This is a genomic window from Marinobacter sp. (genome assembly GCF_041690615.1).
GTDB lineage: Bacteria > Pseudomonadota > Gammaproteobacteria > Pseudomonadales > Oleiphilaceae > Marinobacter.
Genome location: NZ_JAWLGY010000019.1, coordinates 51,990 through 77,655 on the forward strand (window position 1 = coordinate 51,990; position 25,666 = coordinate 77,655).

Annotated in this window: 23 protein-coding genes and 2 tRNA genes; 7 read left to right on the top strand and 18 right to left on the bottom strand. The window is 60.9% G+C overall.

Annotated elements, in window-relative coordinates; genetic code table 11:
- Positions 1 to 96: 96 nt before the first annotated feature.
- The 4 genes from abc-f to ACESMZ_RS13540 all read right to left on the bottom strand — a co-directional run bounded on the left by abc-f (position 97) and on the right by ACESMZ_RS13540 (position 3,762).
- Entirely contained in the window at positions 97 to 2,055 is a 1,959-nt protein-coding gene (abc-f, locus tag ACESMZ_RS13525) for a ribosomal protection-like ABC-F family protein (protein WP_372972775.1), read from the bottom strand.
- An 8-nt stretch (positions 2,056 to 2,063) separates the two neighbouring features.
- Positions 2,064 to 2,864 carry an MOSC domain-containing protein gene (locus tag ACESMZ_RS13530; protein ID WP_372957221.1) on the bottom strand — a complete coding sequence of 267 codons (801 nt, stop codon included), beginning with the start codon at positions 2,862 to 2,864 and terminating at the stop codon, positions 2,064 to 2,066.
- Between the two features lie 108 nt (positions 2,865 to 2,972).
- Positions 2,973 to 3,048: transfer RNA gene (locus tag ACESMZ_RS13535), tRNA-Gly, on the bottom strand.
- Positions 3,049 to 3,153: 105 nt separating this feature from the next.
- Complete coding sequence (locus ACESMZ_RS13540) at positions 3,154 to 3,762, bottom strand: DUF924 family protein (RefSeq protein WP_372957220.1); 609 nt, start codon at positions 3,760 to 3,762, stop codon at positions 3,154 to 3,156.
- A gap of 82 nt (positions 3,763 to 3,844) precedes the next feature.
- On the opposite strand from ACESMZ_RS13540, the gene ACESMZ_RS13545 reads away from it, so the two are divergent.
- The 3 genes from ACESMZ_RS13545 (at position 3,845) to ACESMZ_RS13555 (ending at position 5,313) form a co-directional block, all read left to right on the top strand.
- Entirely contained in the window at positions 3,845 to 4,225 is a 381-nt protein-coding gene (locus ACESMZ_RS13545) for a sirohydrochlorin chelatase (protein WP_372957219.1), read from the top strand.
- The gene (locus tag ACESMZ_RS13550; protein ID WP_372972776.1) at positions 4,215 to 5,129 is read left to right on the top strand and encodes a TIGR01777 family oxidoreductase; all 915 of its coding nucleotides are present in this window, start codon (positions 4,215 to 4,217) and stop codon (positions 5,127 to 5,129) included. Before ACESMZ_RS13545 ends, ACESMZ_RS13550 begins: the two co-directional genes overlap by 11 nt.
- 108 nt (positions 5,130 to 5,237) lie before the next feature.
- Positions 5,238 to 5,313, top strand: a tRNA-Glu gene (locus ACESMZ_RS13555).
- A 7-nt stretch (positions 5,314 to 5,320) separates the two neighbouring features.
- Here the strand turns inward: ACESMZ_RS13555 and ccoM are convergent.
- Positions 5,321 to 5,464, bottom strand: coding sequence for a cytochrome c oxidase subunit CcoM (ccoM, locus tag ACESMZ_RS13560; RefSeq protein ID WP_372957217.1), 144 nt, complete (start codon positions 5,462 to 5,464; stop codon positions 5,321 to 5,323).
- Positions 5,465 to 5,747: 283 nt separating this feature from the next.
- Between ccoM and ACESMZ_RS13565 the strand changes: the two genes are divergently transcribed.
- The 3 genes from ACESMZ_RS13565 (at position 5,748) to pta (ending at position 11,588) form a co-directional block, all read left to right on the top strand.
- Entirely contained in the window at positions 5,748 to 8,153 is a 2,406-nt protein-coding gene (locus ACESMZ_RS13565) for an EAL domain-containing protein (protein ID WP_372957216.1), read from the top strand.
- A 70-nt stretch (positions 8,154 to 8,223) separates the two neighbouring features.
- Positions 8,224 to 9,435 (top strand): acetate/propionate family kinase, encoded by a 1,212-nt coding sequence (locus ACESMZ_RS13570; RefSeq protein WP_372957215.1) that lies wholly within the window; start codon positions 8,224 to 8,226, stop codon positions 9,433 to 9,435.
- 11 nt (positions 9,436 to 9,446) lie between these two features.
- Positions 9,447 to 11,588: a phosphate acetyltransferase gene (pta, locus tag ACESMZ_RS13575; RefSeq protein WP_372957214.1), complete on the top strand. Its 2,142-nt coding sequence runs from the start codon at positions 9,447 to 9,449 to the stop codon at positions 11,586 to 11,588.
- Between the two features lie 24 nt (positions 11,589 to 11,612).
- On the opposite strand, the gene der is transcribed toward pta, so the two are convergent.
- From der to trmJ, 13 genes are all read right to left on the bottom strand, one after another.
- Positions 11,613 to 13,034, bottom strand: coding sequence for a ribosome biogenesis GTPase Der (gene der / locus ACESMZ_RS13580; protein WP_372957213.1), 1,422 nt, complete (start codon positions 13,032 to 13,034; stop codon positions 11,613 to 11,615).
- An 84-nt stretch (positions 13,035 to 13,118) separates the two neighbouring features.
- On the bottom strand, positions 13,119 to 14,288 hold the full coding sequence (bamB, locus tag ACESMZ_RS13585; protein WP_372957212.1) for an outer membrane protein assembly factor BamB: 1,170 nt from the start codon (positions 14,286 to 14,288) through the stop codon (positions 13,119 to 13,121).
- Positions 14,288 to 14,944 (bottom strand): YfgM family protein, encoded by a 657-nt coding sequence (locus ACESMZ_RS13590; protein ID WP_372957211.1) that lies wholly within the window; start codon positions 14,942 to 14,944, stop codon positions 14,288 to 14,290. Before ACESMZ_RS13590 ends, bamB begins: the two co-directional genes overlap by 1 nt.
- Before the next feature lie 66 nt (positions 14,945 to 15,010).
- The gene (gene hisS, locus ACESMZ_RS13595) at positions 15,011 to 16,264 is read right to left on the bottom strand and encodes a histidine--tRNA ligase (RefSeq protein ID WP_372957256.1); all 1,254 of its coding nucleotides are present in this window, start codon (positions 16,262 to 16,264) and stop codon (positions 15,011 to 15,013) included.
- A gap of 64 nt (positions 16,265 to 16,328) precedes the next feature.
- Entirely contained in the window at positions 16,329 to 17,447 is a 1,119-nt protein-coding gene (gene ispG, locus ACESMZ_RS13600) for a flavodoxin-dependent (E)-4-hydroxy-3-methylbut-2-enyl-diphosphate synthase (RefSeq protein ID WP_372972777.1), read from the bottom strand.
- Between the two features lie 74 nt (positions 17,448 to 17,521).
- The gene (locus ACESMZ_RS13605; protein WP_372957209.1) at positions 17,522 to 18,568 is read right to left on the bottom strand and encodes a RodZ domain-containing protein; all 1,047 of its coding nucleotides are present in this window, start codon (positions 18,566 to 18,568) and stop codon (positions 17,522 to 17,524) included.
- Positions 18,555 to 19,310: a type IV pilus biogenesis/stability protein PilW gene (gene pilW, locus ACESMZ_RS13610; protein ID WP_372957208.1), complete on the bottom strand. Its 756-nt coding sequence runs from the start codon at positions 19,308 to 19,310 to the stop codon at positions 18,555 to 18,557. The genes ACESMZ_RS13605 and pilW overlap by 14 nt, the downstream gene beginning before the upstream one ends.
- A 99-nt stretch (positions 19,311 to 19,409) precedes the next feature.
- A complete protein-coding gene (rlmN, locus tag ACESMZ_RS13615; RefSeq protein ID WP_372957207.1) occupies positions 19,410 to 20,522 on the bottom strand; it encodes a 23S rRNA (adenine(2503)-C(2))-methyltransferase RlmN in 1,113 nt (370 codons plus the stop codon).
- A gap of 53 nt (positions 20,523 to 20,575) precedes the next feature.
- Positions 20,576 to 21,004 carry a nucleoside-diphosphate kinase gene (ndk, locus tag ACESMZ_RS13620; RefSeq protein WP_091848273.1) on the bottom strand — a complete coding sequence of 143 codons (429 nt, stop codon included), beginning with the start codon at positions 21,002 to 21,004 and terminating at the stop codon, positions 20,576 to 20,578.
- Between the two features lie 109 nt (positions 21,005 to 21,113).
- Complete coding sequence (locus ACESMZ_RS13625) at positions 21,114 to 22,286, bottom strand: IscS subfamily cysteine desulfurase (protein WP_372972778.1); 1,173 nt, start codon at positions 22,284 to 22,286, stop codon at positions 21,114 to 21,116.
- Between the two features lie 13 nt (positions 22,287 to 22,299).
- Positions 22,300 to 22,800 (bottom strand): Fe-S cluster assembly transcriptional regulator IscR, encoded by a 501-nt coding sequence (iscR, locus tag ACESMZ_RS13630; RefSeq protein ID WP_372957205.1) that lies wholly within the window; start codon positions 22,798 to 22,800, stop codon positions 22,300 to 22,302.
- Positions 22,801 to 22,874: 74 nt separating this feature from the next.
- Complete coding sequence (gene cysE, locus ACESMZ_RS13635) at positions 22,875 to 23,705, bottom strand: serine O-acetyltransferase (RefSeq protein WP_372957204.1); 831 nt, start codon at positions 23,703 to 23,705, stop codon at positions 22,875 to 22,877.
- Complete coding sequence (gene trmJ / locus ACESMZ_RS13640; RefSeq protein ID WP_372957203.1) at positions 23,698 to 24,543, bottom strand: tRNA (cytosine(32)/uridine(32)-2'-O)-methyltransferase TrmJ; 846 nt, start codon at positions 24,541 to 24,543, stop codon at positions 23,698 to 23,700. The genes cysE and trmJ overlap by 8 nt, the downstream gene beginning before the upstream one ends.
- 205 nt (positions 24,544 to 24,748) lie before the next feature.
- Here trmJ and ACESMZ_RS13645 point away from each other — a divergent pair, with 205 nt between their 5' ends.
- A complete protein-coding gene (locus ACESMZ_RS13645; protein WP_372957202.1) occupies positions 24,749 to 25,549 on the top strand; it encodes an inositol monophosphatase family protein in 801 nt (266 codons plus the stop codon).
- Positions 25,550 to 25,666: the final 117 nt, after the last annotated feature.

The window sequence follows — 25,666 nt, forward strand, 5'->3', positions numbered from 1 at the left end:
GCCAGCCTCTTGCCGGCGTCCGGAACCAAGCTGTTCCGGGCGCCGGTGGCCTGATCCCGGCTCAGTGGCTGAACTTCGGAATGGCGTCAGCGGAGGTCAGCCACCGTTCTGCATTTCTTCGAGTTCCATCCAGCGTTCCATGGCCTGCTCCAGGCTCGCCTCCGTATCCGCCAACTCCTTCAGCACCGCGTTTACCCCATCGGTGCCCTGCTGATAGAAATCCGGTGCCGAAACCCTCTCGTTCAGGGATTCCAGCCTCGATTCCAGTTCCTCAATCTGCCCTGGCAGCTGCTCGAGCTCACGCTTGTGCTTGTAACTGAGCTTGACCGCGCGCTTGTCAGCAGATGCTGGCGGCTGTGCGGCGGCCTTGCCGGAGTCCGGAGCGGTGGCCGTCCGTGCACCGCCACCCTTGCTGTCGCCCTTTTTTCCGGCGTCCCGAGAACCTGCCGGTTCCACTTCTGCCGGAAAACGACCGCCCTGCCGGCGCCAGTCCGAATACCCGCCAACGTATTCCCGCACCCGTCCGGAGCCGTCCAGGAACAGGGTGTCGGTCGCGATGTTATCGAGGAATTCCCGGTCGTGGCTGATGACGATCACCGTGCCGGCGAACTCCACCAGGCGGGCTTCAAGAAGCTCCAGGGTTTCCACGTCCAGGTCGTTGGTCGGCTCATCAAGCACCAGGATGTTGGCAGGCTTGCTGAACAGCTTTGCCAGTAGCAGGCGGGCCCGTTCGCCGCCCGAGAAAACCCGCACCGGAGACCGGGCCCGTTCCGGGGAGAACAGAAACTCCTGCAGATAACCCAGCACATGCTTCTGCTGGCCATTGATCTCGATAAACTCCCGGCCCTCCGAGAGGTTATCCAGCGCGTTCCGGTCCAGGTCCAGTTCACCACGAAGCTGGTCAAAGTAGGCTACCTGGCGGTTTGTGCCCAGACGAATGCGCCCCACCGTGGGTTCGAGATCGCCAAGCAGAAGTCGAACCAGTGTGGTCTTGCCGGTGCCGTTTTCACCCACCAGACCGATTTTGTCGCCCCGGAGGATGGTCAGGGTAAGGTCGCGGATAACTTCCTTGCCATCCTGGTACCGGAAACCGGCATGGGCGGCGTCGACCACCAGTTTGCCGGATCGGGATGCATCTTCCACCGAGAAGCTCGCGGTACCAACCCGCTCACGGCGTTGGCGACGCTCCTCCCGCATGGCCCTGAGCGCCCTCACCCGACCCATGTTGCGGGTACGGCGAGCCTTGATGCCCTGGCGAATCCAGGCTTCTTCCTGTTTCAGGCGCTTGTCAAACAGGGCGTTCTGGCGTTCTTCCTCCTCCAGGGCCTTCTCTTTAAGTTCCAGATACTTGTCGTAGCTGGCCGCAAAGCTGACCAGGTGCCCCCGGTCCAGCTCCACCACCCGGGTAGCCATGCGACGGATAAAGGCGCGGTCATGGGAGACAAACACAATGGCGCCGCGGAACTGGGCCAGTGCATCCTCAAGCCAGGCAATGGCCGGTACATCCAGGTGGTTCGTGGGCTCGTCCAGTAACAGGATATCAGGCTCGGCCACCAATGCCTTTGCCAGCAGTACCCGGCGCTGCCAGCCACCCGACAATGTGTCCAGGGTCTGGTCGGGATCGATGCGATACTGTTGCAGAATCGCCGTTACTTTCTGGTCCAGGCGCCAGCCATCCAGAGCTTCCAGTCGTTCCTGCACCTTCATCATCTCATCGAGGGAGGCTTCATCCGCCTGATGGGAAAGGTGGTGAAACCTCGCCAGGAGTTCGCCGGTTTCCGGAAAGGCACCGGAAACCACGTCGTAGGCCGTACGGGTATCATCCGAGGGCAGCATCTGGGGCAGTACCGCTAGCTTCGCACCGCTGTCGAGACGTACCACCCCGCCATCGGGAGTCACGTCACCGGCTATGATCTTCAGCAGCGTGGACTTGCCTTCACCGTTGCGCCCCAGCAGGCAGACTCGCTCGCCGGGCTCGATAACCAGGGACGCCTGGTCCAGCAGTGGCTGCATGCCGAACGCCAGGGAGATATTTTCAAGGGTCAGCAATGGCATCGCCGGTGTTACTCCTTTGAATCAATTAGCGTAACCGGATCCCCGACACGCAGGGTACCCGTGTTATCGTGCACACCATTAACGCCGAACATCACGCCGTCACCGGTGCGCCGGAAGCCTGCCAGGGTTTTCAGGGGCTCGCCGCCAGAACAGCGTTCACCGGTGTCCGGGTCCACCGTTGTCATGATGCAGCGGCTACAGGGCTTGACCATGCGAACCCTGACCTCGCCCAGCAGCAGCGTCTGCCAGTCATCCTCTTGCCACGCTGCGGCGCCCTCGATCACCACATTCGGCCGGAAACGACGCATATCACCATAACCCGGCAATCGCAGGGCCAGGTCATCCAGCGACGCCTGATTGGTCACCAGAAACGGGAAACCGTCGGCGAAGCTGACTGGATGAATCCCGGCAAGGTCCTGGTGCCTGGTCGGTCGGGTGACGCTCTCAGGCATGTAAACCAGCGAAACCGGCTTTCCAAGGAATGCCGATATCGCTGCAGATGCGCCGCCCTGAGCCTCCAGCACGCCGGCCACATGGTCACGCCAGACAGTCACTTCCCGCTCACGGCTACCCGCAGTAACGGCGACAGCTCCATGCCCGGGTATATCCAGCAGCAGCTGATCACCAGCAAGGGACGGCCTGATGCGCACGAGGGCCGGGTGTTTCCGCTGGGTTACAAACTGGCCCTGATCATCCACCAGCATCCAGCGACGGTCGGCTGCCGGCCCGAAACGGTCCAGCGGCAGGGTATCGGTGGCGATGCCGGCCAGGGATTTGACGGGATAGTAAAACAGGGATCTGATCTTCATGGGCTTCCGGGCCTGGGTACAGGAACCGCGCCAGTATACTGAAGTTCGGCCACAGTGAGGGGCCTGAGACGAAAAAACCCGGTCGTTTCGGACCGGGTTTTCGGAATCTGGAGCGGGAAACGAGATTCGAACTCGCGACCCCAACCTTGGCAAGGTTGTGCTCTACCAACTGAGCTATTCCCGCTTGTCAAAGGCACTTGGCCTCTCAACGGCTGCGTATTCTACTGATCGGACCGGAACCGTCAACCGTTTTGTGAAAAAATTTCGAAGCCTCACCGGCGCTGGCGGCTCACCCCTGACCATAGGTCTTGCCGCCGCCTCCCAGATAGGCTTCCTCTTCCGGGGTCGGGCGACGCTTCAGTGCCCGATTTCGATGGGGAAAGCGGCCAAACCGGCCGATAACCGATCGGTGATCCCGGGCTGACTCAAGGAAGCTGGCCAGGAATTCTCCCAATGGACCATCCCCGGTTGCGGCGAGTTGCTCGTAGAGCGCCACGGAACGATCCTGGTGTACCAGCTTTTCTGAGTGCTGCAGAGGCATATAGAAGAACGCGCGGTGAATCGGCACCAGCCTTGTATCGGCCCCCGCTTCGAGGCCCTCAAGGCATAGCGTGACCGCCTGACGATCGTTAGAGAAAGCCAGCTCGCCGCCCCGGTGAATATGACGGGTAAACTGGTCCAACAGGATAATTTCCGCGAGCCGCCCACCGGGCTCCTGGCGCCAGTGATCCAGTCCGTTCTCGGAGGCGAACAGGACCATGGAAATAAAACGTCGCCGGATCTCCTGGTCGAAGGCCCTGGAAGAACGGAACCATCGCTCCCGGTGGTCCCTGTCAGGCAGTCCATGTTCATCCAGCGGGCCAAACCAGAAATCCAGAAGTTCATGCCAAGCGAACATAACGTCTCCGGCTGTTGAGATTCGCAGTCAGGATTGCGCAGTTATACACTGATTCTGATCATACCCAAAGGAGCCTTGATCCATGACGGCCAAAACACGGATTCTGTTACTCGCCCACGGCAGTAGTGACCGCCGCTGGTGTGAAACCTTCGAAGCCCTCGCCCGGCCGACCCTGAACAGCCTTCCGGAGGCCAGGGTGGCCTATATGGAGCTGGCCGAGCCATCACTGGAAGCGGAAGTGGAACAGGCCGCTGAGGACGGAATAACCGATATTCGGGTAGTACCCCTGTTCCTGGCCGCCGGTCGCCACCTCCGCAAGGACGTGCCCGCCATGCTCGATGCCTACCGGGAACGGTTTGGTGTGGAAGTCACCCTGTTGCCACCGATCGGTGAAGACCCTCGTCTGGGTCAGGCACTGAAGGAGATTGTCACGGATTCACTGGAGGCGTCCCATGGCCGATAAATCCATACTGGTAACCGGTGGTACCGGATTTATCGGCCAGGTGCTATGTCCGGAGTTGCTGCAGGCGGGGTACAAGCTGGACGTACTGAGCCGGCAAAGCCCGGAAGCTGTTCGCGCGCTGTGTGGCCGGGTCACGCCCATTGGTGATCTGACGGCCATCAGCGGTGGCCCGGGGTATGACATGGTCATCAACCTGGCCGGCGAAGGTATTGCGGAGAAGCGCTGGACCGAGGCGCGCAAACAGGCGCTACGGGACAGCCGGATCGCCCTGACCCGGGAACTGGTTACCAGCCTTCTGAGCTGCGAGCGACTGCCGGAAGTGATGGTCTCCGGTTCAGCCGTTGGCTTTTACGGGGACCAGGGAGACCAGCCGGTTACGGAAACCACACCACCGAACGACGAATTCAGTCACCGGCTCTGTGCCGACTGGGAGAAAGCGGCTTCGCCCCTCGCCGAAAAGGGGGTCCGGGTCTGCTATTCCCGCACCGGCGTTGTAGCCGGTCGTGACGGCGGTTTCCTGGAGCGGATGGTTTTGCCTTTCCGCCTCGGTCTTGGCGGCCGGATCGGCTCTGGCCAACAGTATATGCCCTGGGTACACCGGCGGGATGTGGTGAGGGCCATCCGGTGGATGGCAGAGAACGGCAACGCCCGTGGAGCCTACAACGTGGTCAGCCCCAATCCGGTCACCAACCGGGAGTTCACCCGGACCCTGGCGAAGGTACTGGGACGGCCGGCACTGTTCCCGGTACCCGCTCCCGTCCTCAAACTGGCCCTGGGGGAAATGTCCCGCTTGCTGCTGACAGGCCAGAGGGCCCTGCCAGAGCGGCTGCAGACAGAAGGCTTTGAATTCGATCTCCCGGATCTCGAGGAAGCACTTCGGGAGGCGCTGGCCCGGCCGGCCTGAACGTTACCGGATATCCGGCAGAATTTTTTTGCAGGCAACAGTTGACACCCGCAGGGCGCATTCTTAATATACGCGCCACCTCGACGAGGCAAGGTTTTCGAGAAATGCGTCCCCTTCGTCTAGTGGCCTAGGACTCCGCCCTTTCACGGCGGCAACAGGGGTTCGAACCCCCTAGGGGACGCCACTCTTTCTCAATGGCTGTGATGTTTTCTGTCACCCGCCTTGACCGCCTTGTTCTTCGCGTCACGCATGACGAAATACCCTACCGCAGCCATAAAGCCCACCATCAGCAGCACAGTTCCGACACCAGCAATTACGACTGCGTCCATATACATGGCAGTTTCTCCTGTGAATTACACGTTCAGTCATCTTCTGTTTTCAGATTACGCCTGCCCCGCCCGGCTGATATTGACGTGTATCAATAGCGTGTACGGGTGCTCCGGGGTTTTTCCGCACCATGACCTGCCACCCCGAACACGCACTCATGGCTACAGACTGCTATAGTTTCCACAAGCGCCTGCAGGGCTGCTCACCAGGACAGCGCAGCCAGGCAGGTCGTTCGGCCGACTCATCAGGGCTCGGGACTTCTTCACCCGCAAAGCAGCACAGACGAACGGGATGGCCAGATTGATATCGCGTATTCAGCAGTTTCGCCGCGGCTCGCCCCTGTCGTTCCGTTTGCTGGCGTATATCCTGCTGTTCAGTACTGTTTTCAGCCTTATAGCTTCAGGCCTGCAGATCTACACCGACTTTCGCAAGGACGTTTCGGTGATCGATGACCGGTTCCGGGTTATCGAGACCAGTTACCAGTCCAGCCTGTCCCGCAGCCTGTGGGCGCTGGACCAGAACCTCCTGCAGATCCAGCTGGAAGGCATCCTGTCGCTGCCGGACATTGTCCACCTGCGCCTGCGGATCTACCCGGACTCGGAGCTCGTGCTCGGCAATCAGCCCGATAACGGCACCCCCACCCGCCAGCACAGCTTCGAAATAGCCCACGAAGGTACCCCGGAGACACAGCTGGGCAGGCTGACGGTTACCGCCTCGCTGGAACGCAGTTACTCCGATCTGCGGCAGCGTTTCTGGGTAATCGTGACCACCCAGTTCTTCAAGACCTTCCTGCTGGCAATCGTGATCCTGTGGATTCTGCGGCAGGTGGTGATACGCCACCTGACCAATATGGCGTCCTATGCGAGAGATTTTTCCCTCGACAACCTCGACACCCCGCTGAGGCTTGACCGCCCGGATAACCAGCGCCACCGGGCCGACGAACTCGGCCAGGTCACCGATGCCATCAACCAGATGCGGGAACGACTGGCCCAGGACCTGGAGCGGCGCAAGCGGGATGAGTCCGAGATTCGCAAATTGTCGATGGCGGTGGAGCAGAGTCCTTCATCGGTGATGATCTGTGATCGCCAGTGGCGGATTGAATTCGTCAACCAGAAATTCAGCCAGCTGACCGGTTATCCTGCGAGCCAGGTTATCGGGCAGCGCCCGGGCGACCTCGCTCTTGGCGGACGCAGTACCAGCAGCACCCAGCAACTCTGGCAGACCATTCGGGTGCAGGTGCAGCGGGTCGGTGTCTGGCAGGGAGAGGTGAACAGCGTCCGCCGGAACGGCGATCGCTTCTGGGAGCAGATCGTTGTCACGTCCATCAAGGACCCCGAAGGCCGGGTGACCAACTTTCTGGTGGTCGGAGAGGACATCTCTATCCGCAAACGCTACGAACAGCAGCTTCTGCGCCAGGCCAACTACGACATCCTCACCGGCCTGCCCAACCGGATGCTCGCCCTGGATCGCCTGAAGCTCGCCCTCGCCCAGGCCCAGCGTGAAAAGGCCCTGGTGGGGGTGATGTTCCTCGATCTGGATAACTTCAAACACATCAACGACACCCTGGGCCATGATGCCGGGGACACGCTTCTGGTGGAAGCCGCCCGCAGGGTCTCGGCCAGCCTCCGTGGCACCAGCACCGTCGCGCGCCTGGGCGGCGACGAATTCCTGGTGGTACTGCCGGGATTGAAAGAGGCCAGCGGCGCCGAGCAGGTCGCCGACCGTATTCTGGCAGGGTTCAGTACACCCTTTATCCTCGGTGGACAGGAAGTCTTCGTCACCACCAGTATCGGGATCGCCATCTACCCCACTGACTGCGATAACACGGGTACCCTTCTGCAGAATGCCGATGCGGCCATGTATGAGGCCAAGCACAAGGGCAAGAGTGCATGGGAACGGTTTGCCCCGGAGATGAAGGAAGTGTCCCACGAACGCCTGCAGATGGAATCCCGCATGCGCCGCGCCCAGGAACTGGACGAATTTGAGCTGTGGTTCCAGCCCATTGTGGAGACCGCAACCGGTAAGGTAACCGGCGCCGAAGCCCTGTTGCGCTGGAACAACCCCGTTATGGGCCTGATCATGCCGGACCGGTTTATTCCCCTGGCGGAAGAAACCGGCATGATCATCCCGATTGGGCGCTGGGTGCTGGAGCAGGCCTGCCTGGCCGCCAGGGGGTGGCAGGAAGCCACGGGCCGCGAGTTGCGCATCGCAGTGAACGTGTCCCCACGCCAGTTCCGCGACCCGGAGTTTGTCCAGTCCACCCTGCAGATACTGGCTGACTGCGACATGCCACCGGATCGCGTGGAGCTGGAAATCACCGAGCGCCTGATACTGGACAACAGTATTGAAACCGCTACCATCCTGCAGGAACTGGATCAGGCGGGTATCCGGCTGTCCGTGGATGACTTTGGAACCGGGTTCTCAGCCCTCAGTTACCTGAAGAGTTACCCCTTTGATACGCTCAAGATCGACAAGTCGTTCGTCTCCGATGTGCTCGTGTCCGAGGACAACGCGTCCCTGGTGCGGGCCATAATCAATATGGCCCACAGCCTGAACCTGAAAGTGGTGGCCGAAGGCGTTGAAGAGGCTGCCCAGGGTGACTTTCTCCAGAGCCATCAGTGTGACTTTGCCCAGGGCTATCATTACAGCCGGCCGGCGCCGGACGCGGATTTCCTGGCCTGGCTTCGGGATCACTGAATCATTCCATGGATCCGGAATCAATCACAGGGACCATCAACAACCCATCTAGCCAAGGATTTTGTTACCCATGGATGATCAGATACTGGTCATAAACTGCGGCAGCTCCTCCGTGAAGATTGCGGTATTCGATGCAGAGGGCACCGCGCTGGTCAGCGCCCTCGCCGAAAAACTGGGCCAGCCGGGTGCCAGGCTGGTTCCAGATAACACCGACCCGGTGCCCCTCCCGGACAAGTCCAGCCACCATCAGGCCCTGAGCGCATCGATCCAGTGGCTGCAGGACAACGGTCACCTGGATGGTCAGCCCACCGCCATCGGTCACCGGGTGGTACACGGCGGGGAAACCTTCCACCGGGCCGCCCTGCTCGACGATGAGGCGATCCGTGCCATCAAGGCCTGTGCGGATCTTGCGCCGCTCCATAATCCGGTGAACCTGGAAGGCATCGAGGCCGCGCGGGAACTTTTCCCTGCGGTGCCCCAGGTAGCGGTTTTTGACACCGCCTTCCACCAGACGCTGCCCCGGCATGCCTGGCTATACGCCCTGCCACGACGCTTCTACGAGGAGTTCGGGGTACGCCGGTACGGCTTCCATGGTACCAGCCACCAGTACATGGCAGAGGAAGCGGCGCGCCGGCTGGGAAAACGCCCTGACCAGACGTCCATTATTTCCGCTCACCTGGGTAACGGCTGCAGTATTACCGCTATTAGCAAGGGCCGCAGCGTCGACACCAGCATGGGCCTCACACCCCTTGAGGGGCTGGTCATGGGCACCCGCAGTGGCGATGTGGACCCGGGCCTGTTCGATTTCCTGTCCGCCAAGGGCCTGGACGCCGGGGAAACCCATCGTATCCTGAACCGGGAAAGTGGATTGCTGGGTCTGTCCGGCCATACCAGTGATATGCGCAACCTGGTCAGCGCGGCCAGAGACGGCAACGATTATTGCCGAGACGCCTTCGAAGTGTTCTGTTTCCGCCTCGCCCGTTACATCGGCGCCATGATGGTGTCCCTGGACCAGCTTGACGCGCTGGTATTTACCGGCGGCATCGGTGAGAACAGTACCGACGTCCGTGCCCGCACCCTGGAGCACCTCACCCTGCCGGGTTTTCGTATCGACGCTGATGCCAACCGTGACCACGGGCGCCGGCGCGGCGGCCATATCGAGGCAGCCGAAAGCCGCTTCCCGGTGATGGTGATCCCCACCCGCGAGGAAGCAATGATTGCCCGGGAAGCGAGGGCACTGGTACGGGCAGATATCCACCCACGGCCAAACCGGCACCACTGAAGGAACTGACCATGGCAAAGAGTCTCTTTATCGCACCCACGGAACTGGACAGCGGCCTCACGTCGGTATGCCTGGGCCTGCTCCGTGCCCTGGACCGTGTCGGCGTTCGCGTCGGGTTCTACAAACCGGTGAGCCAGCCGGCCCGTTCGGCCGGGGAAAGCTCCCAGGAAGACTTCTCGGTGCCGTTTGTCCGTGCCCGTTCGGACCTCAACCCGCCAAACCCGATACCCCTCAAGGAAGCCCAGAACCTGCTCAACCGGGGCAAGACCGATGAGTTCATGGAAAACATGGTGGGGCGCTTCCAGCAGGTAGCCCGGGACGTGGACGTGGTGATCGTCGAAGGCCTGGTACCGGACCGCAGTGAGGCCTATACCGCCCGCATGAACGTGGAAATGGCCCGTAACCTCGGCGCCGACGTGATTCTCGTATGCAGCCCGAACGGCCGGGCGTGCCAGGAACTGGACGAATGGCTGGACTTTTCCGCCAGGCTGTTCGCCGATCCGGAAGACCCGGACGTGATCGGCGTGGTTCTCAACAAGGTAGGCAAACCGGAACAGACCGGCTTCCTGCCCACCTTCAACCAGCGGGAGCCGGAACCCGGCCCGGATTACGAAAGCCAGTGCCGGGTATTCAGCTCAGGCCGGCTGCGCCTGCTGGCGACCATCCCCTGGCAGCCGGACCTGCTTTCTCCTCGCATGTCAGATATCGCCCGGGACCTGCCAGCGGAAATCCTCCACGAAGGGGACCTCGATACCCGCCGGGTGCAGAAGGTTTCAGTCTGCGCCCGCACCATACCGAACATGATCGACACCTTGCGGCCGGGCACACTGATGGTCACTCCCGGGGATCGGGAAGACATCCTGGTAGCCACTGCCGTGGCCGCTCTCAATGGGGTCCCCCTGGCCGGCCTGCTGCTCACCGGCGGCCTGATGCCGGACCAGCGCACCATTGAACTGTGTCGCCGTGCCCTGGCCACGGGCCTGCCGGTACTGAAGGCGGAAACCAACACCTACGAGACGGCCCACCAACTGGCCGAACTGCCGGGCGCCGTACCAGCGGATGACCCGGACCGTATTGAGAAGGTAATGGAGGCCGTAGCGTCCCGCCTGGATGCCGACTGGCTGCAGCAGCATCTGAAGGTCGAGCGCCTGCGTCGCCTGTCGCCCCCGGCCTTCCGTTACCAGCTATCACGGCTGGCCCGGGAAGCGGGTAAACGCATCGTACTGCCGGAGGGCAATGAGCCCCGCACCGTCCAGGCCGCCATCATCTGCACCCAACGGGAACTTGCCCATTGCATCCTGCTGGGCGATCGCGAAGAAATCGGAGCCGTTGCAGAATCCCAGGGACTCTCGCTGCCAGAAGAACTGGAGATCATCAACCCGGCGGACGTCCGTGGTCGTTATGTGGACCCCATGGTCAAACTGCGCCAGCATAAGGGACTCGCGCCGGACATGGCGGAAGCCATGCTGGAGGACAACGTCGTACTGGGCACCATGATGGTGGCACTGGACGAGGCCGACGGCCTGGTTTCCGGCGCCATTCACACAACCGCCAACACCGTGCGCCCAGCCCTGCAGCTGATCAAGACCGCAGACCATGCCAAGGTGGTTTCATCCGTGTTTTTCATGCTGCTGCCCGAACAGGTGCTGGTCTACGGCGACTGCGCCATCAACCCGGACCCGAACGCCGAGGAACTGGCGGACATCGCCATCCAGAGCGCGGACTCCGCAAAGGCATTCGGTGTCGAGCCTGTGGTGGCCATGATCAGTTACAGCACCGGCAGCTCCGGCAGCGGTGCCGACGTGGAGAAGGTGCGGGAGGCTACCCGCATTGCCCGCAAACAACGCCCCGACCTGGTGATCGACGGCCCGCTGCAGTATGACGCGGCGGCCATTGCGGACGTGGGCCGGAGCAAGGCCCCTGACAGTCCGGTTGCAGGCAAGGCGACGGTGTTTATCTTCCCGGATCTTAACACTGGCAACACCACCTACAAGGCGGTCCAGCGCAGCGCCAACGTGGTCAGTATCGGCCCCATGCTGCAGGGCCTGCGCAAGCCGGTTAACGATCTGTCACGGGGTGCCCTGGTGGACGACATCGTGTTTACCATCGCCCTGACAGCGGTACAGGCGGCCCAGGCGGAAGCCGCCGGATAGAACAGGAAAGGGGCTAGGCAGGGTTCAGCCCTTTTTCTTGCTCTTCATGCGGGTCTTCTTGACGTGGCGGCCTTTCCTGAGGTCATTGTCCTGTTTGACCTTCTGTCGCGGCGTACGCCGGTCCACCTTGTCAGCAAACGGGTTTTCACCGGAGCGGAACTCGAAGCGGATGGGCGAACCGTTAACCTTCAGAACCTTGCGGAACGTGTTCTCCAGGTAGCGCTTATAGGCACCGGGAAGTGCATCGGTCTGGTTTCCATGCACCACCACAACCGGCGGGTTCGAGCCACCCTGGTGGGCGTAACGCAACTTGATCCTGCGTCCCCTGACCATGGGCGGCTGATGCTGGGCCACCGCGTCCTGCAGGATGGCGGTCAGCCGGTTGGTGGACCATTTCGCCATGGCTGACTCGTAGCAGTCGCCAATGGAATCGTAAAGCAGCCCTACCCCGGAGCCATGTAACGCTGAAATATAGTGCTTGTCAGCGTAGTCCAGAAAGTCCAGCCGGCGCCGGACCTGTTCCTTGACACGGTCCCGCTCTTCCGGGTCCATGCCGTCCCACTTGTTGACAGCAATAACCAGGGAGCGTCCGGCATCCAGTACAAACCCGATCAGGTGCAGGTCCTGGTCCACCAATCCCTCCCTGGCATCAATCACCAGGATCACCACGTGGGCATCCTCAATGGCCTTGAGGGTCTTGATGATGGAGAACTTCTCCACCACTTCCCGCACATTCTTGCGGCGCCGTACTCCCGCGGTGTCAATCAGGGTGTATTGCTCGCCCTGGCGCTCATAGGGAATATAAACGCTGTCCCGGGTGGTGCCGGGCATGTCATAGACCACCACCCGGTCTTCTCCCAGCAGGCGATTCACCAGGGTTGATTTACCCACATTGGGGCGACCAACCACACCGATACGGATGCCGGGGTATTTGTCAGCACGGTCCTCTTCCTCCTCGGCAAGTTCACCAAGCAGGTGCTCCAGCATGGAGCGGATACCGCGGTTATGGGCTGCGGCGATCTGATAGACCGACTCGAACCCCAGGGAATAGAAGTCGGCCGCCGCTACTTCCGGATCCTGGCCGTCGGTCTTGTTGACCACCAGGTGGGCCGGCTTTCCGGAACGACGAAGGTGATCCGCAATCATTTCATCGCCGGCGGTCAGGCCGGAGCGTCCGTCCACCAGGAACAGAACAATATCGGCCTCCTCCACCGCCTGCATGGACTGGCGCGCCATTTCCGCATCCAGTCCTGCCTCATCACCGGTCAGCCCGCCGGTATCAATGACAATAAAGCGACGACCCTCATAGTTACCGTCACCGTACTTGCGATCGCGGGTCAGGCCGGGAAAGTCCGCCACCAACGCATCGCGGGAACGGGTCATCTGGTTGAACAGGGTGGATTTGCCTACGTTGGGGCGGCCCACCAGAGCGATTACGGGTGTCATTGAGGATTGCCTGGGGTTAAAAAGTAAGTATGGGAAATGTCCCTGCGCCTGCGGCCCGGTCGTACCAGGCCACAGGACAATACGTCAGTCGCGGTTCTCAAGGGTAAACACCGCGAGGCGACCACCATTGCCATAGACAATCAGGCGGTCCTCCCAGCGCAGCATCGGTGCGCGGATGCCCTCACCATCAAACTTGATCTGGCCCTGGAACTGGCCATCTTCCTGGGAAAGCAGGTGAAGGTAACCCTCGAAGTCACCGACGACCACCTGGTCACCAAGCACAGTCGGGGCCGACAAGCGCCGCCATGATAGTCCGTCCTGGGCCCACACCTCTTCAAGGCTGCGGGCGTCCAGTCCTGTCACATCGCCGTTGTCCCGAACCACAAATACCCGCTCAGGACCCAGCGCGGGGCTATGGAAGGTGGATGTGGAACGGCTCCAGATTTCCTCACCATTGCGCAGGTCCACCAGGGCCAGCTTGCCCTGGTAACCGGCGAGCAGGGCCGCGCCCTCGACAATAACCGGCTGGGCGGTCACATCCACCAGACGCTCCAGTTCGGTGCGGCCGGCCGGCTCACCAACCACGTATTGCCAGGCCGGCTGACCGTTGGCCAGGGCCAGGGCCACCACACGCCCATTCGCCAGGGAAACCAGCGCCAGCTCACCACCAACTACCGGGGATGCGGTGGCACGAACAGACAGCGATGGCGAAGGCGCATCGTACTGCCAGAGGCGTTCGCCGCTACGGGCGTCGGCCGCAACTACCTTGCCGTCAATGGTCTGGGTCAATACCAGGTTGCCATTGGACTGGGGTGGCGCCAGAACCTCGTTCGGCAGGCGCAGGCGCCAGTTCTCTTCCCCCTCCCGCCGGTCGAGGGCGATCAGTTCAGCGTTCCGGTTCACCACATAGAGTTGACGGCTGTCGCCGCCGACGCCCGCCATGATGCGATCGTCAAGATTCTTACGCCAGCGCACCTTACCGGTAGCCGGACCTACCGCAGCCAGTTCGCCGTCCGCCGAGACGGCATAAAGGCTGCCGCCGACGATCGCCGGTTCCAGGTGAAGGTATTCGCCGTCATGACCGTCACCCACCTTCAGGGACCACTGCTCTTTCAGCGTGACCGAGGAAACAACCTCTGGCACAGGATCCGGCTTTTCCAGATTTTCCGACGAGCTGCACCCCACCATCGCCGAGACCAGGCCGGCAAGGGCCAGGGGCATGGCAAACGATTTCAGGCCGCGGCTGAAACCCATCACGCATCACCTCCGACACCGAGGCTGGCAAGCTTTTGCCGCAGCAATCCGACGCCACCATCACCGCCGACATCGCGGGCCCTCAGGTAGGCTTCCTCGGCACCGGCCTGGTCGCCCCGTGCCAGCAGGATGTCACCTTCAAGCTCTGCCAGCAGGCCTTCAAACTCACCAGCGTTGTCAGCACCGCGCACCGTTGCCAGGGCTTCATCGTAATTTCCCGCACCATACTGGGCCCGGGCAAGCCGGGTACGCACTACCAGAGACAGCGCCTCGCTGGAGCCTGACTGGTCCAGGGCCCACTGCAGGGATTCGGCCGCTGCTGACGGATCGTTATCCGCCATCATCTGCTGGTTTGCCAGAATCAGCATGGCGTAAACGGCATAGGCGGTATCACCGTGATCATCCCGGACCTGGTTAGCCAGGTAGGCTACAGATTCACGGTCCTCGTCAGAGGAAGCCTCGGTGGCTTGCTGCATAAGCTGGCCGAAATCCGAGGCAGCCTGTGCCTGCTTGTTGGCCTGGTGGTTCTGCCAGGCCTGCCAGCCAAAGACAATGGCAAGGGCAAGGGCAATACCAATCAGCAGTGAACTGCCATTTTTCTTCCACCATTGTTTGATGGCTTCTACCTGTTCTTCTTCGGTCCGCATTTCGGCCATGGTGACTCCTGAGTGTCCTTTCCGGTTCTGATTATGGTTTACTCTGGTGCTGTGAGAAGGCGAAGGTCAGGTGCCAAACTGACTGGCCAGGTGACTGCCAACCTGCTCCAGCGCCACCTGTTCCTGGTCCCGTTCCTCGCGAAGATACTTGACGCCAACCGCACCATCGCGGACTTCGTTCTCGCCGATGATGATCGCCACCCGGGCACCGCTGCGGTCGGCCTTTTTCATCTGACTCTTGAAGCTGCCACCACCACAATGGGTGACGACAGTCAGGCCCGGAAGGGCCGAGCGCACTGCCTCACTAATCCGAAAGGCTTCTGTGACAGCCGCTTCTCCCATGGCAGTAACGTAGACATCGGCTTCGTTATTGACCTCGGGTGGCACCAGCTCGAGGGTCTCGAGCAACAGAATGAGTCGCTCCATGCCCATGGCAAAGCCTACCGCCGTTGTGGGTCGCCCCCCAAGCTGCTCAACCAGTCCGTCGTAACGGCCCCCGGCACAAATGGTGCCCTGGGCGCCGAGACTGTCGGTGACCCACTCGAACACGGTCTTGCCGTAGTAGTCCAGGCCCCGCACCAGCCGGTTGTTCACGGTGTACGCCACCCTGGCCGCGTCAAGCATGTCGGTAAGCTGCTCGAAATGCTCGCGGGACTCATCATCAAGGAAGTCGTCGAGGGATGGCGCATTCTCGAGGATGCGCTGGGTCTCGGGATTCTTGGAATCCAGAATTCTCAGCGGATTGGTCAGCAGGCGGCGCTGGCTGTCCGGATCCAGGTCGGACCGGTAATCCCCCAGGTAATCCACCAGCGCCTGGCGGTATTCAGCCCTGGCCTCGGCGGTACCAATACTGTTGATCTCCAGCCGGGCATGGTCTTGCAGACCCAGCGCCTGCCACAACCGGGCCGTGAGAATCAGCAGCTCGGCATCAATATCCGGCCCTTCCATGCCAAAGCATTCCACGCCAATCTGGTGGAACTGCCGATAGCGCCCCTTCTGGGGACGTTCATGGCGGAACATGGGTCCCGTGTACCACAGGCGCCGGGTCTGATTGAACAACAGACCATGCTCCTCGGCCGCACGCACGCAACCGGCGGTGCCTTCAGGCCGCAGAGTCAGGCTGTCACCATTGCGATCGTCGAAGGTGTACATTTCCTTTTCGACAATGTCGGTAACCTCGCCGATGGAACGGCGGAACAGTTCGGTATGTTCCACCACCGGCATACGGATTTCCTGGTAGCCATAAGACTGCAGCACCCCACGCACCCTTGACTCAAGGTACTGCCAGACGGGGGTTTGCTCGGGCAGGATATCGTTCATCCCGCGGATTGCCTGAATCTTAGCCAAAGTAGAACCTTTTTCTGTTGGTCAGAAGCCCGTGCCGTTACTGGCCGGACTTCGCAATAATCGAGTCTTCCTGCTCCTGGCGCCGGGCGACCTCTTCACGGATCAGCCGCTCCAGGTCGTCCGTGAGCGTGGCATTGTCCAGTTTCTGGTTGGGTTTGCCAGCGGCGTAGAACAGGTTTTTCGGCGAACCACCGGTCAGGCCCAGGTCTGCTACCTTGGCTTCCCCCGGACCGTTCACAATGCACCCAATAATGGCCACGTCCAGCGGAACATTGACGTCTTCCAGGCGGGCTTCCAGGTCATTCATGGTCTGGATGACGTCGAAGTTCTGCCGTGAACAGCTCGGACAGGCCACGAAGTTGATGCCATGGCTACGCAGGCGCAGACTCTTGAGGATATCGAAGCCCACCTTGATTTCCTGCACCGGGTCCGCCGCCAGCGACACCCGGATGGTGTCCCCGATGCCGTCCATCAGCAGCATGCCCAGGCCAATGGAGGACTTCACAGTGCCGGAGCGGAAGCCGCCGGCCTCAGTGATGCCCAGATGCAGGGGTTGCTCGATCTGACTGGCAATCTTGCGGTAGGCGTCCACGGTCATGAAGACCTCGGACGCCTTCAGGCTGACCTTGAAATCCTGGAAATCATACCTGTCCAGAATATCGATGTGCCGCATGGCGGACTCCACCAACGCATCGGCTGTGGGCTCGCCATACTTGCGCTGGAGGCTCTTTTCCAGGGAGCCGGCGTTCACCCCGATCCTCATGGGAATGCCACGATCCCGTGCAGCCTGGATAACAGCGCTGACCCGATCTTCCCGACCGATATTGCCGGGATTGATCCGCAGGCAGTCAACGCCCAGCTCGGCAACCCGAAGGGCAATCTTGTGATCAAAGTGGATATCGGCCACCAGCGGCAGGGACACCCTGGCGCGAATCCTGCCAAAGGCCTCCGCAGCGTCCATTGAGGGCACAGAAACCCTTACAATATCGGCACCAGCCAGCTGCAGCGCCTCGATCTGGGCGACCGTAGCGTCCACGTCGCAGGTTTCCGTGTTGGTCATGCTCTGCACCGCAATAGGCGCATCACCACCAACGGGAACGTTTCCAACATGGATCTGACGGGATTTACGTCTTTTGATGGGGGATTCGAGTTTCATAAACGGCCAAACCGATGTGAAAAATGAAATCGTCGCTGGGACGGCAACGGGATAAAACCGCGTACCTGTGCCCGTTACGGCAGGTTAAGCACCAGCCGGTTGTTCCTTACCCGGCGATCAGTCAGGTCGACCGTTTCGCCACTATAGCGCACCGACTGAACACCACTGACCGCTCCGAGAACCACTCTCAGGGGCGGCTCACCGGTCAGTTCCAGGGTGTCGCCGGCCGAACGCAGCGAAGCCTCCAGGGTTTGTCCGGAGCCGTCCTGCACTTCGATCCAGCAATCGCCGGAAAATTCCACCTGCAGCCGCCCTTCTTCGGTTACATCCATTGTCGGGGTCGACTGATCCAGGGGTTCGGATCGTACTGCCGGCTCTTCACCGTCGTCCATCGACGCCACCGTTATCTCGGACCCGGTAGCGGAGGCTGACGGCCCACCACCATCCCCCGAGCCGGCCCCGCCGTCTGCCATCGCACGGGTTTCAACCACCGGTTCCGGGGCAGTGTCTTCAATGGTTGTATCTTCAGGGCCGGACAGGTTATCAGACAAGGAAGCGAGGTCCTGGTCACCCCCTTCCGGGGAAGTGTCGTCGGTCAACCCGTCGTCGGCCTCATCACCGGATTCTTCGGGTATTACGGTTTCCTCCTCACCTGCCGGTGCTTCTGCCGGTTCAGCCGGGGAGTCGGACGTGGTTGCCTGTTGCCGGGCCAGGTACAGGGAGGCGCCATAGAAGACGGCTGCCAGTATTACCAGTACCACGACGATGCGCGCAATCTGCCGCTTACGGCGCTTGCGGCGCTCAATGGTGATCAGGGGGTTGGCTTCAACCCGCGCCTTCTGCTCTTCACGCAGGGGTTCCAGTTCCCGGTCCAGTTGCCGAATCACGCTTTCCGGATCAAGGCCTACCTGGGACGCATAGGTCCGCACATACCCCTTGAGAAACAGCTCGCTGTCAATCTGGCGGTAATCACCGTTCTCGATGGCCGAAATCACCGCCGGGCGCAAATGCTGCCGATCGGCCACTTCGGTAACAGTCAGCCCGGCAGCTTCACGGGCTTTTCTGAGGCGCTCGCCGACACCTGGCTGGCGGCTTTCCTGCTTGGCGTTATCCGTTGTCATCGGCCGTTAACACCTTGTATTGTCTGTATTCTTCGGAGTCCGGGAATTCATTGCGCAGCAGCAGTGCGAGGCTGGACTCCTGATCGTAATTGCGGAAATGTCGGGCAATCCGGATACCCACCAACAGACTCTCCGGGGTGTGGTTCAGCTGGGGGCTGCGCTGCATCATGGTAGTAAGGCGACTGTAATACTGTGAGGCCGCAGTGTAGTCACCGGTTTCCACCAGGGCTCGGGACAACGCCAGCAACCAGCGAGGATTGCCACGCCCGAGCTCCAGTGCCCGACGGTACGCCTCAATCGCGGCATCCAGTTCTCCGGTACGTTCGTTGGCGCGCCCTAGGTTGTAGAAAACCGAAGCCCGGTCCTCATAACCGGTGTCACGGGAGGCCTGACGGAACTGTTCCCGGGCCTCCTCGAAGCGTTCCTGACGGTAGAGGAACGCACCATAGAACACCCGGCCACGGGTATAACCCGAGTCACTGCGAAGGGCCTTGCGATAGGATTCCTCAGCCAGCTCAGGCTCGCCCTCCCGCTGCATCAGCAGGCCCTGGGTCGCGAGGGCGGCCGGGTCGTCAGCCTTCAGATCGAGTGCCCTTTCCAGATGTTTCCGGGCACGGTCAGGGTTGCCCTGAGACAGATAGGCCGTGGCCAGTTGAACGTAGTTGGCAACTGCCTTCTCCTGGTCTTCCTCCCGGGCGAAACGACTGTCGGTGGTGGTGACACAGCCAACAAACAGACTCATGAGGAGGAGCATGCATAAAGACAGGATGAAACGGTTACTACTACTGGCACCTGGTAACAACACTGAACGCATGGTCTCTTCCTGAAGCCTGTAACGGAATTAGGGTGTCATCTGGTGCACCGGGATATAGCGCTGACTGCGCCGGGTCCGGTCTTCCACACGACCTACGAGCTGACCGCAAGCGGCGTCAATATCATCGCCTCTTGTGGTGCGAATGGTTGTGATGTAACCCGCTTCATTGAGAATTTTCTGGAACCGGCGCGTCGCATTCATGCTCGGACGACGGAAATCGCTTTCCGGAAACGGATTAAACGGAATCAGGTTGATCTTGCACGGAAGGCCGCGCAAGACTTCGGCCAGCTGGTGGGCATGTTCCGGCTGGTCGTTGGTATTCTCGATTACCGTATACTCAATGGTTGCCTTGCGCTTGTCCGGCAACCTGGCCAGGTAACGGCGGGTGGCTGCGAGCAGCTCGGCAATAGGGTATTTCTTGTTCAGGGGAACCAGCTGATTACGCAATTCATCATTCGGCGCATGCAGGGAAATGGCCAGGGAGACGTCGGTCACCTCCCCCAGACGGTCCAGCGCAGGCACCACCCCTGACGTGCTCACGGTCACCCGGCGCTTGGAAATACCATAGGCCAGATCTTCCATCATCAGATTCATGGCATCAACGACATTGTCGAAGTTCAGCAGCGGCTCGCCCATGCCCATCATGACCACGTTGGTGATGGGGCGGTCGGCATTGGGTTCAAAGGGCATGAAGGCCTTGCGGGCCACCCATACCTGGCCGATGATCTCGGCGGCGGTCAGGTTACGGTTGAACCCACGCTTGCCGGTAGAGCAGAAAGTACAATCCAGGCTGCACCCGATCTGCGAAGACACACACAGAGTGCCCCGCTCGCCATCCGGTATCAGCACGGTTTCCACGCTGTTGCCGGAATCCATGCGCATGACCCACTTGCGAGTGCCATCCCGGGAAGTTTCGTCATAGACCACTTCCGGTCCACGCACCTCAGCCACTTCCTTGAGCTTTTCACGCAGGGCCTTGCTCATGTTGGTCATCTGATCGAAGTCGTCCACACCCCGCTGGTGGATCCACTGCAACACCTGGGTGGCGCGGAAACGCTTCTCTCCCAGGGTTTCAAAGAATGCCTCCAGCCTGGCCTTGGGCATTCCCAGCAGATTGGTTTTCTCAACAACAGCAGTCATGGTCAGTCTCAATCAGATAACAGGCGGGGCGGCCGTAGCCACCCCGGACAGCATCAGCCGCGGGGGCAGATCTCGCTGTCATTGAAGAAATAGGCAATTTCCCGCTCGGCGGAAGCCGCAGAGTCGGAACCGTGAACGGCATTCGCATCGATGGTGTCAGCGAAGTCGGCACGGATGGTCCCGGCTTCAGCTTCCTTCGGGTTGGTTGCACCCATCAGGTCACGGTTCTTTGCGATGGCGCCTTCGCCTTCCAGAACCTGGACCACAACCGGGCCGGAGGTCATGAAAGCCACCAGGTCACCAAAGAACGGACGCTCCTTGTGCTCGGCATAGAAGCCTTCAGCCTGCTCCTGGGACAGGTGCATCATCTTCGCAGCCACGATTTTCAGACCGGCTTTTTCGAAGCGGGAGTAGATCTCACCGATGACGTTCTTGGCAACAGCATCCGGCTTGATGATGGAGAGCGTGCGCTCATTGGACATAATCTTTGCTCCAGTTGGTTTTCAGGTGAAAATTCCGGCCTGAGATTATACGCAGTAAGGGGCCGGCTGCCTACCGACAGCGGCCCCTTCCCGTGACAGATCAACGACGTCAGGCAGAGGTGCGACGACGCTCACGCAAACGTTCGACCACCGACACCACCTGGCCGGCGGCGAAATCCACTTCTTCGCTGGTGGAAAAACGGCCCAGAGAGAACCGCAGGCCTGAATGGGCCCGGGCCTCACTCAGGCCAATGGCCGTGAGCACATAGGACGGTTCCATGGTCGCCGAAGCGCAGGCCGAACCGGAAGAGACTGCCAGCTCCCTAAGGCCCAGCATGAGAGACTCGGCCTCTATGCCATCAAAGGAGAGGTTGATGATGCCCGGCACCCGATCCGACTCATTGCCGTTGAGGTTCACACCTTCAAGCTCGCCGATCGCCTGCAGGAACCGGCTGCGCAATGTCTCCAGCCGCTCCATTTCACCTTCAAGCACCTCGGCGGCCAGCTCGAAGGCCCTGCCCATTCCGGCAATCTGATGGGTTGGCAGGGTGCCCGAGCGCATGCCCCGCTCGTGTCCGCCGCCGTGAATCTGCGCCTCGATGCGGACATCCGGTGACCGCCGCACATACAACGCGCCCACGCCCTTGGGCCCATATACCTTGTGGGCCGACAGTGCAACCAGATCGGCTTTCAGATCAGTTACGCGCACCGGCATCTTGCCGGCCGCCTGGGCGGCGTCCACATGGAACAGCACGCCGCGCTCGCGCAGCATTGCGCCAATGCTGCCAATATCGTTGATGGTGCCCAGCTCATTGTTGACCAGCATCAGGCTGACCAGCACAGTCTCGGGCCGCAGTGCCTGCTCCACCTGGGACGGCTGGATCCGGCCAGTGGCATCGGGCGTCAGCCGGGTAATGTCGCACCCTCGCCCCTCCAGCCAGCTGCAGGTATCCAGGACTGCCTTGTGCTCAATGGCGGAAGTGACAATATGGGGGCGCACATCCGGCTTGCGGTTGGCGTCAACGGCCCCCTTGATGGCCAGGTTGTCTGACTCTGTGGCGCCCGAGGTCCAGACAACCTCCCGGGGATCAGCGCCAATCAGCTGCGCCACCTGCCGCCGGGCATTTTCTACAGCGGCTTCCGCCTGCCAGCCATAACCATGGGAACGACTGGCCGGGTTACCAAACACGCCATCCAGGGTCAGGTAACCTGCCATGACCTCGGCAACGGCAGGGTCAACAGGCGTTGTCGCTGCGTAATCAAGATAAACCGGTTTTTTCATGCTCTGTTTCAGGTCAGGCGGGCGCCTGGTCTTCCAGACGCTCGGTGTTGATGGTATCGGCCAGCTGGTCGTCCCGGACCTGACCATCCTGGCGGGTAGCCACCGCCTGGATCTCACGCTTGTTCATCAGATCCGCAAGACTGATACGGCTGAGGAACTGATGGATCTGGTCGCTCAGATCGGACCAGAGGTGGTGGGTCAGGCACATTTCGCCGTTCTGGCAGTCGCCCTTGTGGCTGCAGCGGGTGGTATCCAGGGATTCATTGACCGCGTCCACCACATCGGCGATAAACACCTGGTCACTGGGCCGGCTCAGGCGATACCCGCCCCCGGGACCACGGACACTGCTGACCAGCTTTTCCCGACGAAGACGGGAAAAGAGCTGCTCAAGATACGACAGCGAAATACCCTGGCGCCTGGAAATATCCGCCAGGCTGACAGGCCCCTCGTCACCATGCAGGGCAAGGTCCAGCATGGCAGTTACGGCGTAGCGGCCCTTGGTTGTCAATCGCATAACGGCAGTCCCGGCTCAGTAGTTCAGCAATTCCAGCCCCGAGTATGAATTGACCAACTGTTTTGGTCAAGTATTCAGCGACTCTCTGCGCCGCTCTCGGCCCGCTGTCCCTCGTCAGGGGTCTCGGCGGATTCGACGGGCTCCACCGAATCATCCCGCACGCAGTCAAACTCTTCAGCGTCCAGCGGCGGCAGCTTGCCATTATCCACATAGTCCTGGTTGACCTTATGGATAGCAACACACATCTTCTCGATCCGCTCATCCACCGCGTGCATGTGATCCAGCAGGCTGCGCATGGCCCGGGCCACAGGGTCCGGCATTTCCTCGGTAACCCCATAGGCATCGAAGCCCATACGCTCTTCCATTTCCTTGCGGCGGTCGTCCTTGTCCCGGGACTTTACCACCACCCGGCCGGGGATACCCACCACGGTGGCGCCGGCAGGAACGGCCTTGGTCACCACCGAGTTGGAGCCTACCTTGGCGCCCTCACCCACTTCAAACGGGCCGAGAATCTTGGCGCCGGCACCCACAACCACGCCGTTGCCGATGGTGGGATGCCGTTTGCCCTTGTTCCAGCTGGTCCCACCCAGGGTGACGCCCTGGTAGAGGGTAACGTCATCGCCAATCACCGTAGTTTCCCCGATAACCACACCCATGCCATGGTCAATAAAGAAGCGCCGGCCAATGGTTGCTCCCGGGTGAATTTCGATGCCGGTCAGCCAGCGCGAGAAAGTGGAGATGCTGCGGGCCAGCCATTTGAAGTCGGCCCTCCAGATACGATGCGCAAGGCGATGCAACAACAGGGCATGCAACCCGGGATAATTGGTCAGAACCTCAAACGTGTTACGGGCGGCAGGATCCCGGTGAAAGACGCTGCCGATATCTTCTTTGAGTCGCTCAAACATCTGTCTGGTCCTGTTTGCGTGCCCCCTCACCCCTGCCTGTGGCGGAGGTGGATTTCTGTACCGCTGTCAGTATGCCCCGGAGGATATTCACCTCCATCTGGTCCGGCCTTGCACGTTGGTAAAGCCGACGCAGCCGGGTCATAAGCTGGCGGGGATTGTCCCTGCGGTGAAAGTCAATCTCTGCGAGTGTCGTCTCCAGATGGGCGAAAAAGCCCTCCAGCTCCGACACAGTGGCGGCAGGCACATCCCAGCCCGCATCTCCAGGTGCAGTAATAGGCTTGAGTTGCGGGTTATTATCGCTGTTTTCAAGCCCCCGCAGGTATTCCATGCGGATTTCATAGCACATGACCTGTACCGCCATGGCCACATTCAGTGAACTGTAGTCCGGATTGGAAGGAATGTGGATGTGAACATGGCAGCGCTGCAGCTCGTCATTGCTCAGGCCATTGCTTTCCCGCCCGAACACCAGCGCCACCTGACCCTGGTCCCGGTACTCACCCACCTGGCGGGCCGCATCGGTGGGAGACATGACCGGCCAGGGCACCTTGCGCCCCCGGGCGCTGGTACCCATGACCAGTACACAGTCCTCGATCGCCTCGTCCAGCGTGGAAACCACCCTGGCATGATCCAGCACATCCGATGCACCGGACGAGCGGGCATAGGAGGTCTCGTCCGGAAAGGACGAGGGGTTCACCAGCCACAGGTTACCCAGCCCCATGTTTTTCATGGCGCGGGCCACCGCGCCGATATTGCCGGAGTGAGAGGTTTCCACCATAACCACGCGGACATAGTCCCGGGCAGGAAGGTCAAACGTACTGGGCAGTGCGGGTTTGTGCATGGGCGATCGGGTTCCGGGTGCGGAGAAAAGGGATCAGAATCAGGCCGCCATGTTACCAGAAGGCAGCCGCATTTTAACGAGCCAGGCACACACTGGTCCTGAGGATCACTGCCATGGGTGTCTTTACGGACCGGAAAAAGTTTCAAGGGTCGACGGCGATTTGCTATGATCGCGCCTTTGATCACTCCTGAAACTGAAGAATCCGATGCAACCAGCCATAAAAATGGCCCTGCGTGTCGCGCGCCAGGGTGCCGATTATCTGAAAGCCCATTTCGAACGCCAGGATATCACCGGCAACGCCGCGGATGAACGCCAGCGTCAGCTGGACCGGGTCACCGGCAACATGTTCGAGAACTTTGCCGAACAGCTGCAGAAGGCCTACAAGGATCATTACATTGCACCCGCCGGTGACGGCAATGCTGACGGACGTCACCTGAGCTGGCACATCTTCCCGGTGATCGGTGCCGATAACCTTTTGCGGGGCATTCCCGACTTTGTGGTCGCCCTGGTACAGAAAAAGGACGGCCGCACCGAGAACCTGCTGGTGATCAATCCGGTCACCGGCGAGGAGTATTCTGCCAGCCGGGGCCGGGGCGCCGCCCTGAACAGCCGCCGTATGCGGGTCAGCGAAACCCGTCACCTGAACGAAGCGGTTGTGGTATCCAACCTGCTGGACCAGGCCCGGAGCACCGATGAGCCACTGGTCTGGGGCGAATTGTCCGCAGAGCTGGCCGCCCAGTCACAGCAGGTCCGCAGCACCGGCTGCAGTGTGCTGGACATTGCGCGGGTCGCAGCTGGACACCTGGATGCCGCCGTACTGTTCCGCCCGTCCCAGGAAGATCTGGATATCGGCCTGGCGCTGGCCAACGAAGCCGGCGTATTGAGCAGCGACTTCTCCGGTAACCCGTCTACCGGTGACACCCGGCAACTGGCCATCGCCAACCCCAAGCTGATCCGGGAAGTACTCCGCACCCTGCGGCCGTTCCAGGCGAGATTGCCACGCTGATCCGGAAACACGGACCGCAATCGAGTAGGAGGGGGAGTTGCCTCCCCCGTCCTCTCACACCACCGGGCATACGGTTCCGTACCACGGCGGTTCATGATTGGCTCTGAAGCCGAACCA

What these genes read in the sequence shown, in the direction of transcription:
- abc-f (WP_372972775.1), bottom strand. Translation starts at nt 2,055, where the DNA reads ATGCCATTGCTGACCCTTGAAAATATCTCCCTGGCGTTCGGCATGCAG.
- ACESMZ_RS13530 (WP_372957221.1), bottom strand. Translation starts at nt 2,864, where the DNA reads ATGAAGATCAGATCCCTGTTTTACTATCCCGTCAAATCCCTGGCCGGC.
- ACESMZ_RS13540 (WP_372957220.1), bottom strand. Translation starts at nt 3,762, where the DNA reads ATGTTCGCTTGGCATGAACTTCTGGATTTCTGGTTTGGCCCGCTGGAT.
- ACESMZ_RS13545 (WP_372957219.1), top strand. Translation starts at nt 3,845, where the DNA reads ATGACGGCCAAAACACGGATTCTGTTACTCGCCCACGGCAGTAGTGAC.
- ACESMZ_RS13550 (WP_372972776.1), top strand. Translation starts at nt 4,215, where the DNA reads ATGGCCGATAAATCCATACTGGTAACCGGTGGTACCGGATTTATCGGC.
- ccoM (WP_372957217.1), bottom strand. Translation starts at nt 5,464, where the DNA reads ATGTATATGGACGCAGTCGTAATTGCTGGTGTCGGAACTGTGCTGCTG.
- ACESMZ_RS13565 (WP_372957216.1), top strand. Translation starts at nt 5,748, where the DNA reads ATGGCCAGATTGATATCGCGTATTCAGCAGTTTCGCCGCGGCTCGCCC.
- ACESMZ_RS13570 (WP_372957215.1), top strand. Translation starts at nt 8,224, where the DNA reads ATGGATGATCAGATACTGGTCATAAACTGCGGCAGCTCCTCCGTGAAG.
- pta (WP_372957214.1), top strand. Translation starts at nt 9,447, where the DNA reads ATGGCAAAGAGTCTCTTTATCGCACCCACGGAACTGGACAGCGGCCTC.
- der (WP_372957213.1), bottom strand. Translation starts at nt 13,034, where the DNA reads ATGACACCCGTAATCGCTCTGGTGGGCCGCCCCAACGTAGGCAAATCC.
- bamB (WP_372957212.1), bottom strand. Translation starts at nt 14,288, where the DNA reads ATGGGTTTCAGCCGCGGCCTGAAATCGTTTGCCATGCCCCTGGCCCTT.
- ACESMZ_RS13590 (WP_372957211.1), bottom strand. Translation starts at nt 14,944, where the DNA reads ATGGCCGAAATGCGGACCGAAGAAGAACAGGTAGAAGCCATCAAACAA.
- hisS (WP_372957256.1), bottom strand. Translation starts at nt 16,264, where the DNA reads ATGAACGATATCCTGCCCGAGCAAACCCCCGTCTGGCAGTACCTTGAG.
- ispG (WP_372972777.1), bottom strand. Translation starts at nt 17,447, where the DNA reads ATGAAACTCGAATCCCCCATCAAAAGACGTAAATCCCGTCAGATCCAT.
- ACESMZ_RS13605 (WP_372957209.1), bottom strand. Translation starts at nt 18,568, where the DNA reads ATGACAACGGATAACGCCAAGCAGGAAAGCCGCCAGCCAGGTGTCGGC.
- pilW (WP_372957208.1), bottom strand. Translation starts at nt 19,310, where the DNA reads ATGAGTCTGTTTGTTGGCTGTGTCACCACCACCGACAGTCGTTTCGCC.
- rlmN (WP_372957207.1), bottom strand. Translation starts at nt 20,522, where the DNA reads ATGACTGCTGTTGTTGAGAAAACCAATCTGCTGGGAATGCCCAAGGCC.
- ndk (WP_091848273.1), bottom strand. Translation starts at nt 21,004, where the DNA reads ATGTCCAATGAGCGCACGCTCTCCATCATCAAGCCGGATGCTGTTGCC.
- ACESMZ_RS13625 (WP_372972778.1), bottom strand. Translation starts at nt 22,286, where the DNA reads ATGAAAAAACCGGTTTATCTTGATTACGCAGCGACAACGCCTGTTGAC.
- iscR (WP_372957205.1), bottom strand. Translation starts at nt 22,800, where the DNA reads ATGCGATTGACAACCAAGGGCCGCTACGCCGTAACTGCCATGCTGGAC.
- cysE (WP_372957204.1), bottom strand. Translation starts at nt 23,705, where the DNA reads ATGTTTGAGCGACTCAAAGAAGATATCGGCAGCGTCTTTCACCGGGAT.
- trmJ (WP_372957203.1), bottom strand. Translation starts at nt 24,543, where the DNA reads ATGCACAAACCCGCACTGCCCAGTACGTTTGACCTTCCTGCCCGGGAC.
- ACESMZ_RS13645 (WP_372957202.1), top strand. Translation starts at nt 24,749, where the DNA reads ATGCAACCAGCCATAAAAATGGCCCTGCGTGTCGCGCGCCAGGGTGCC.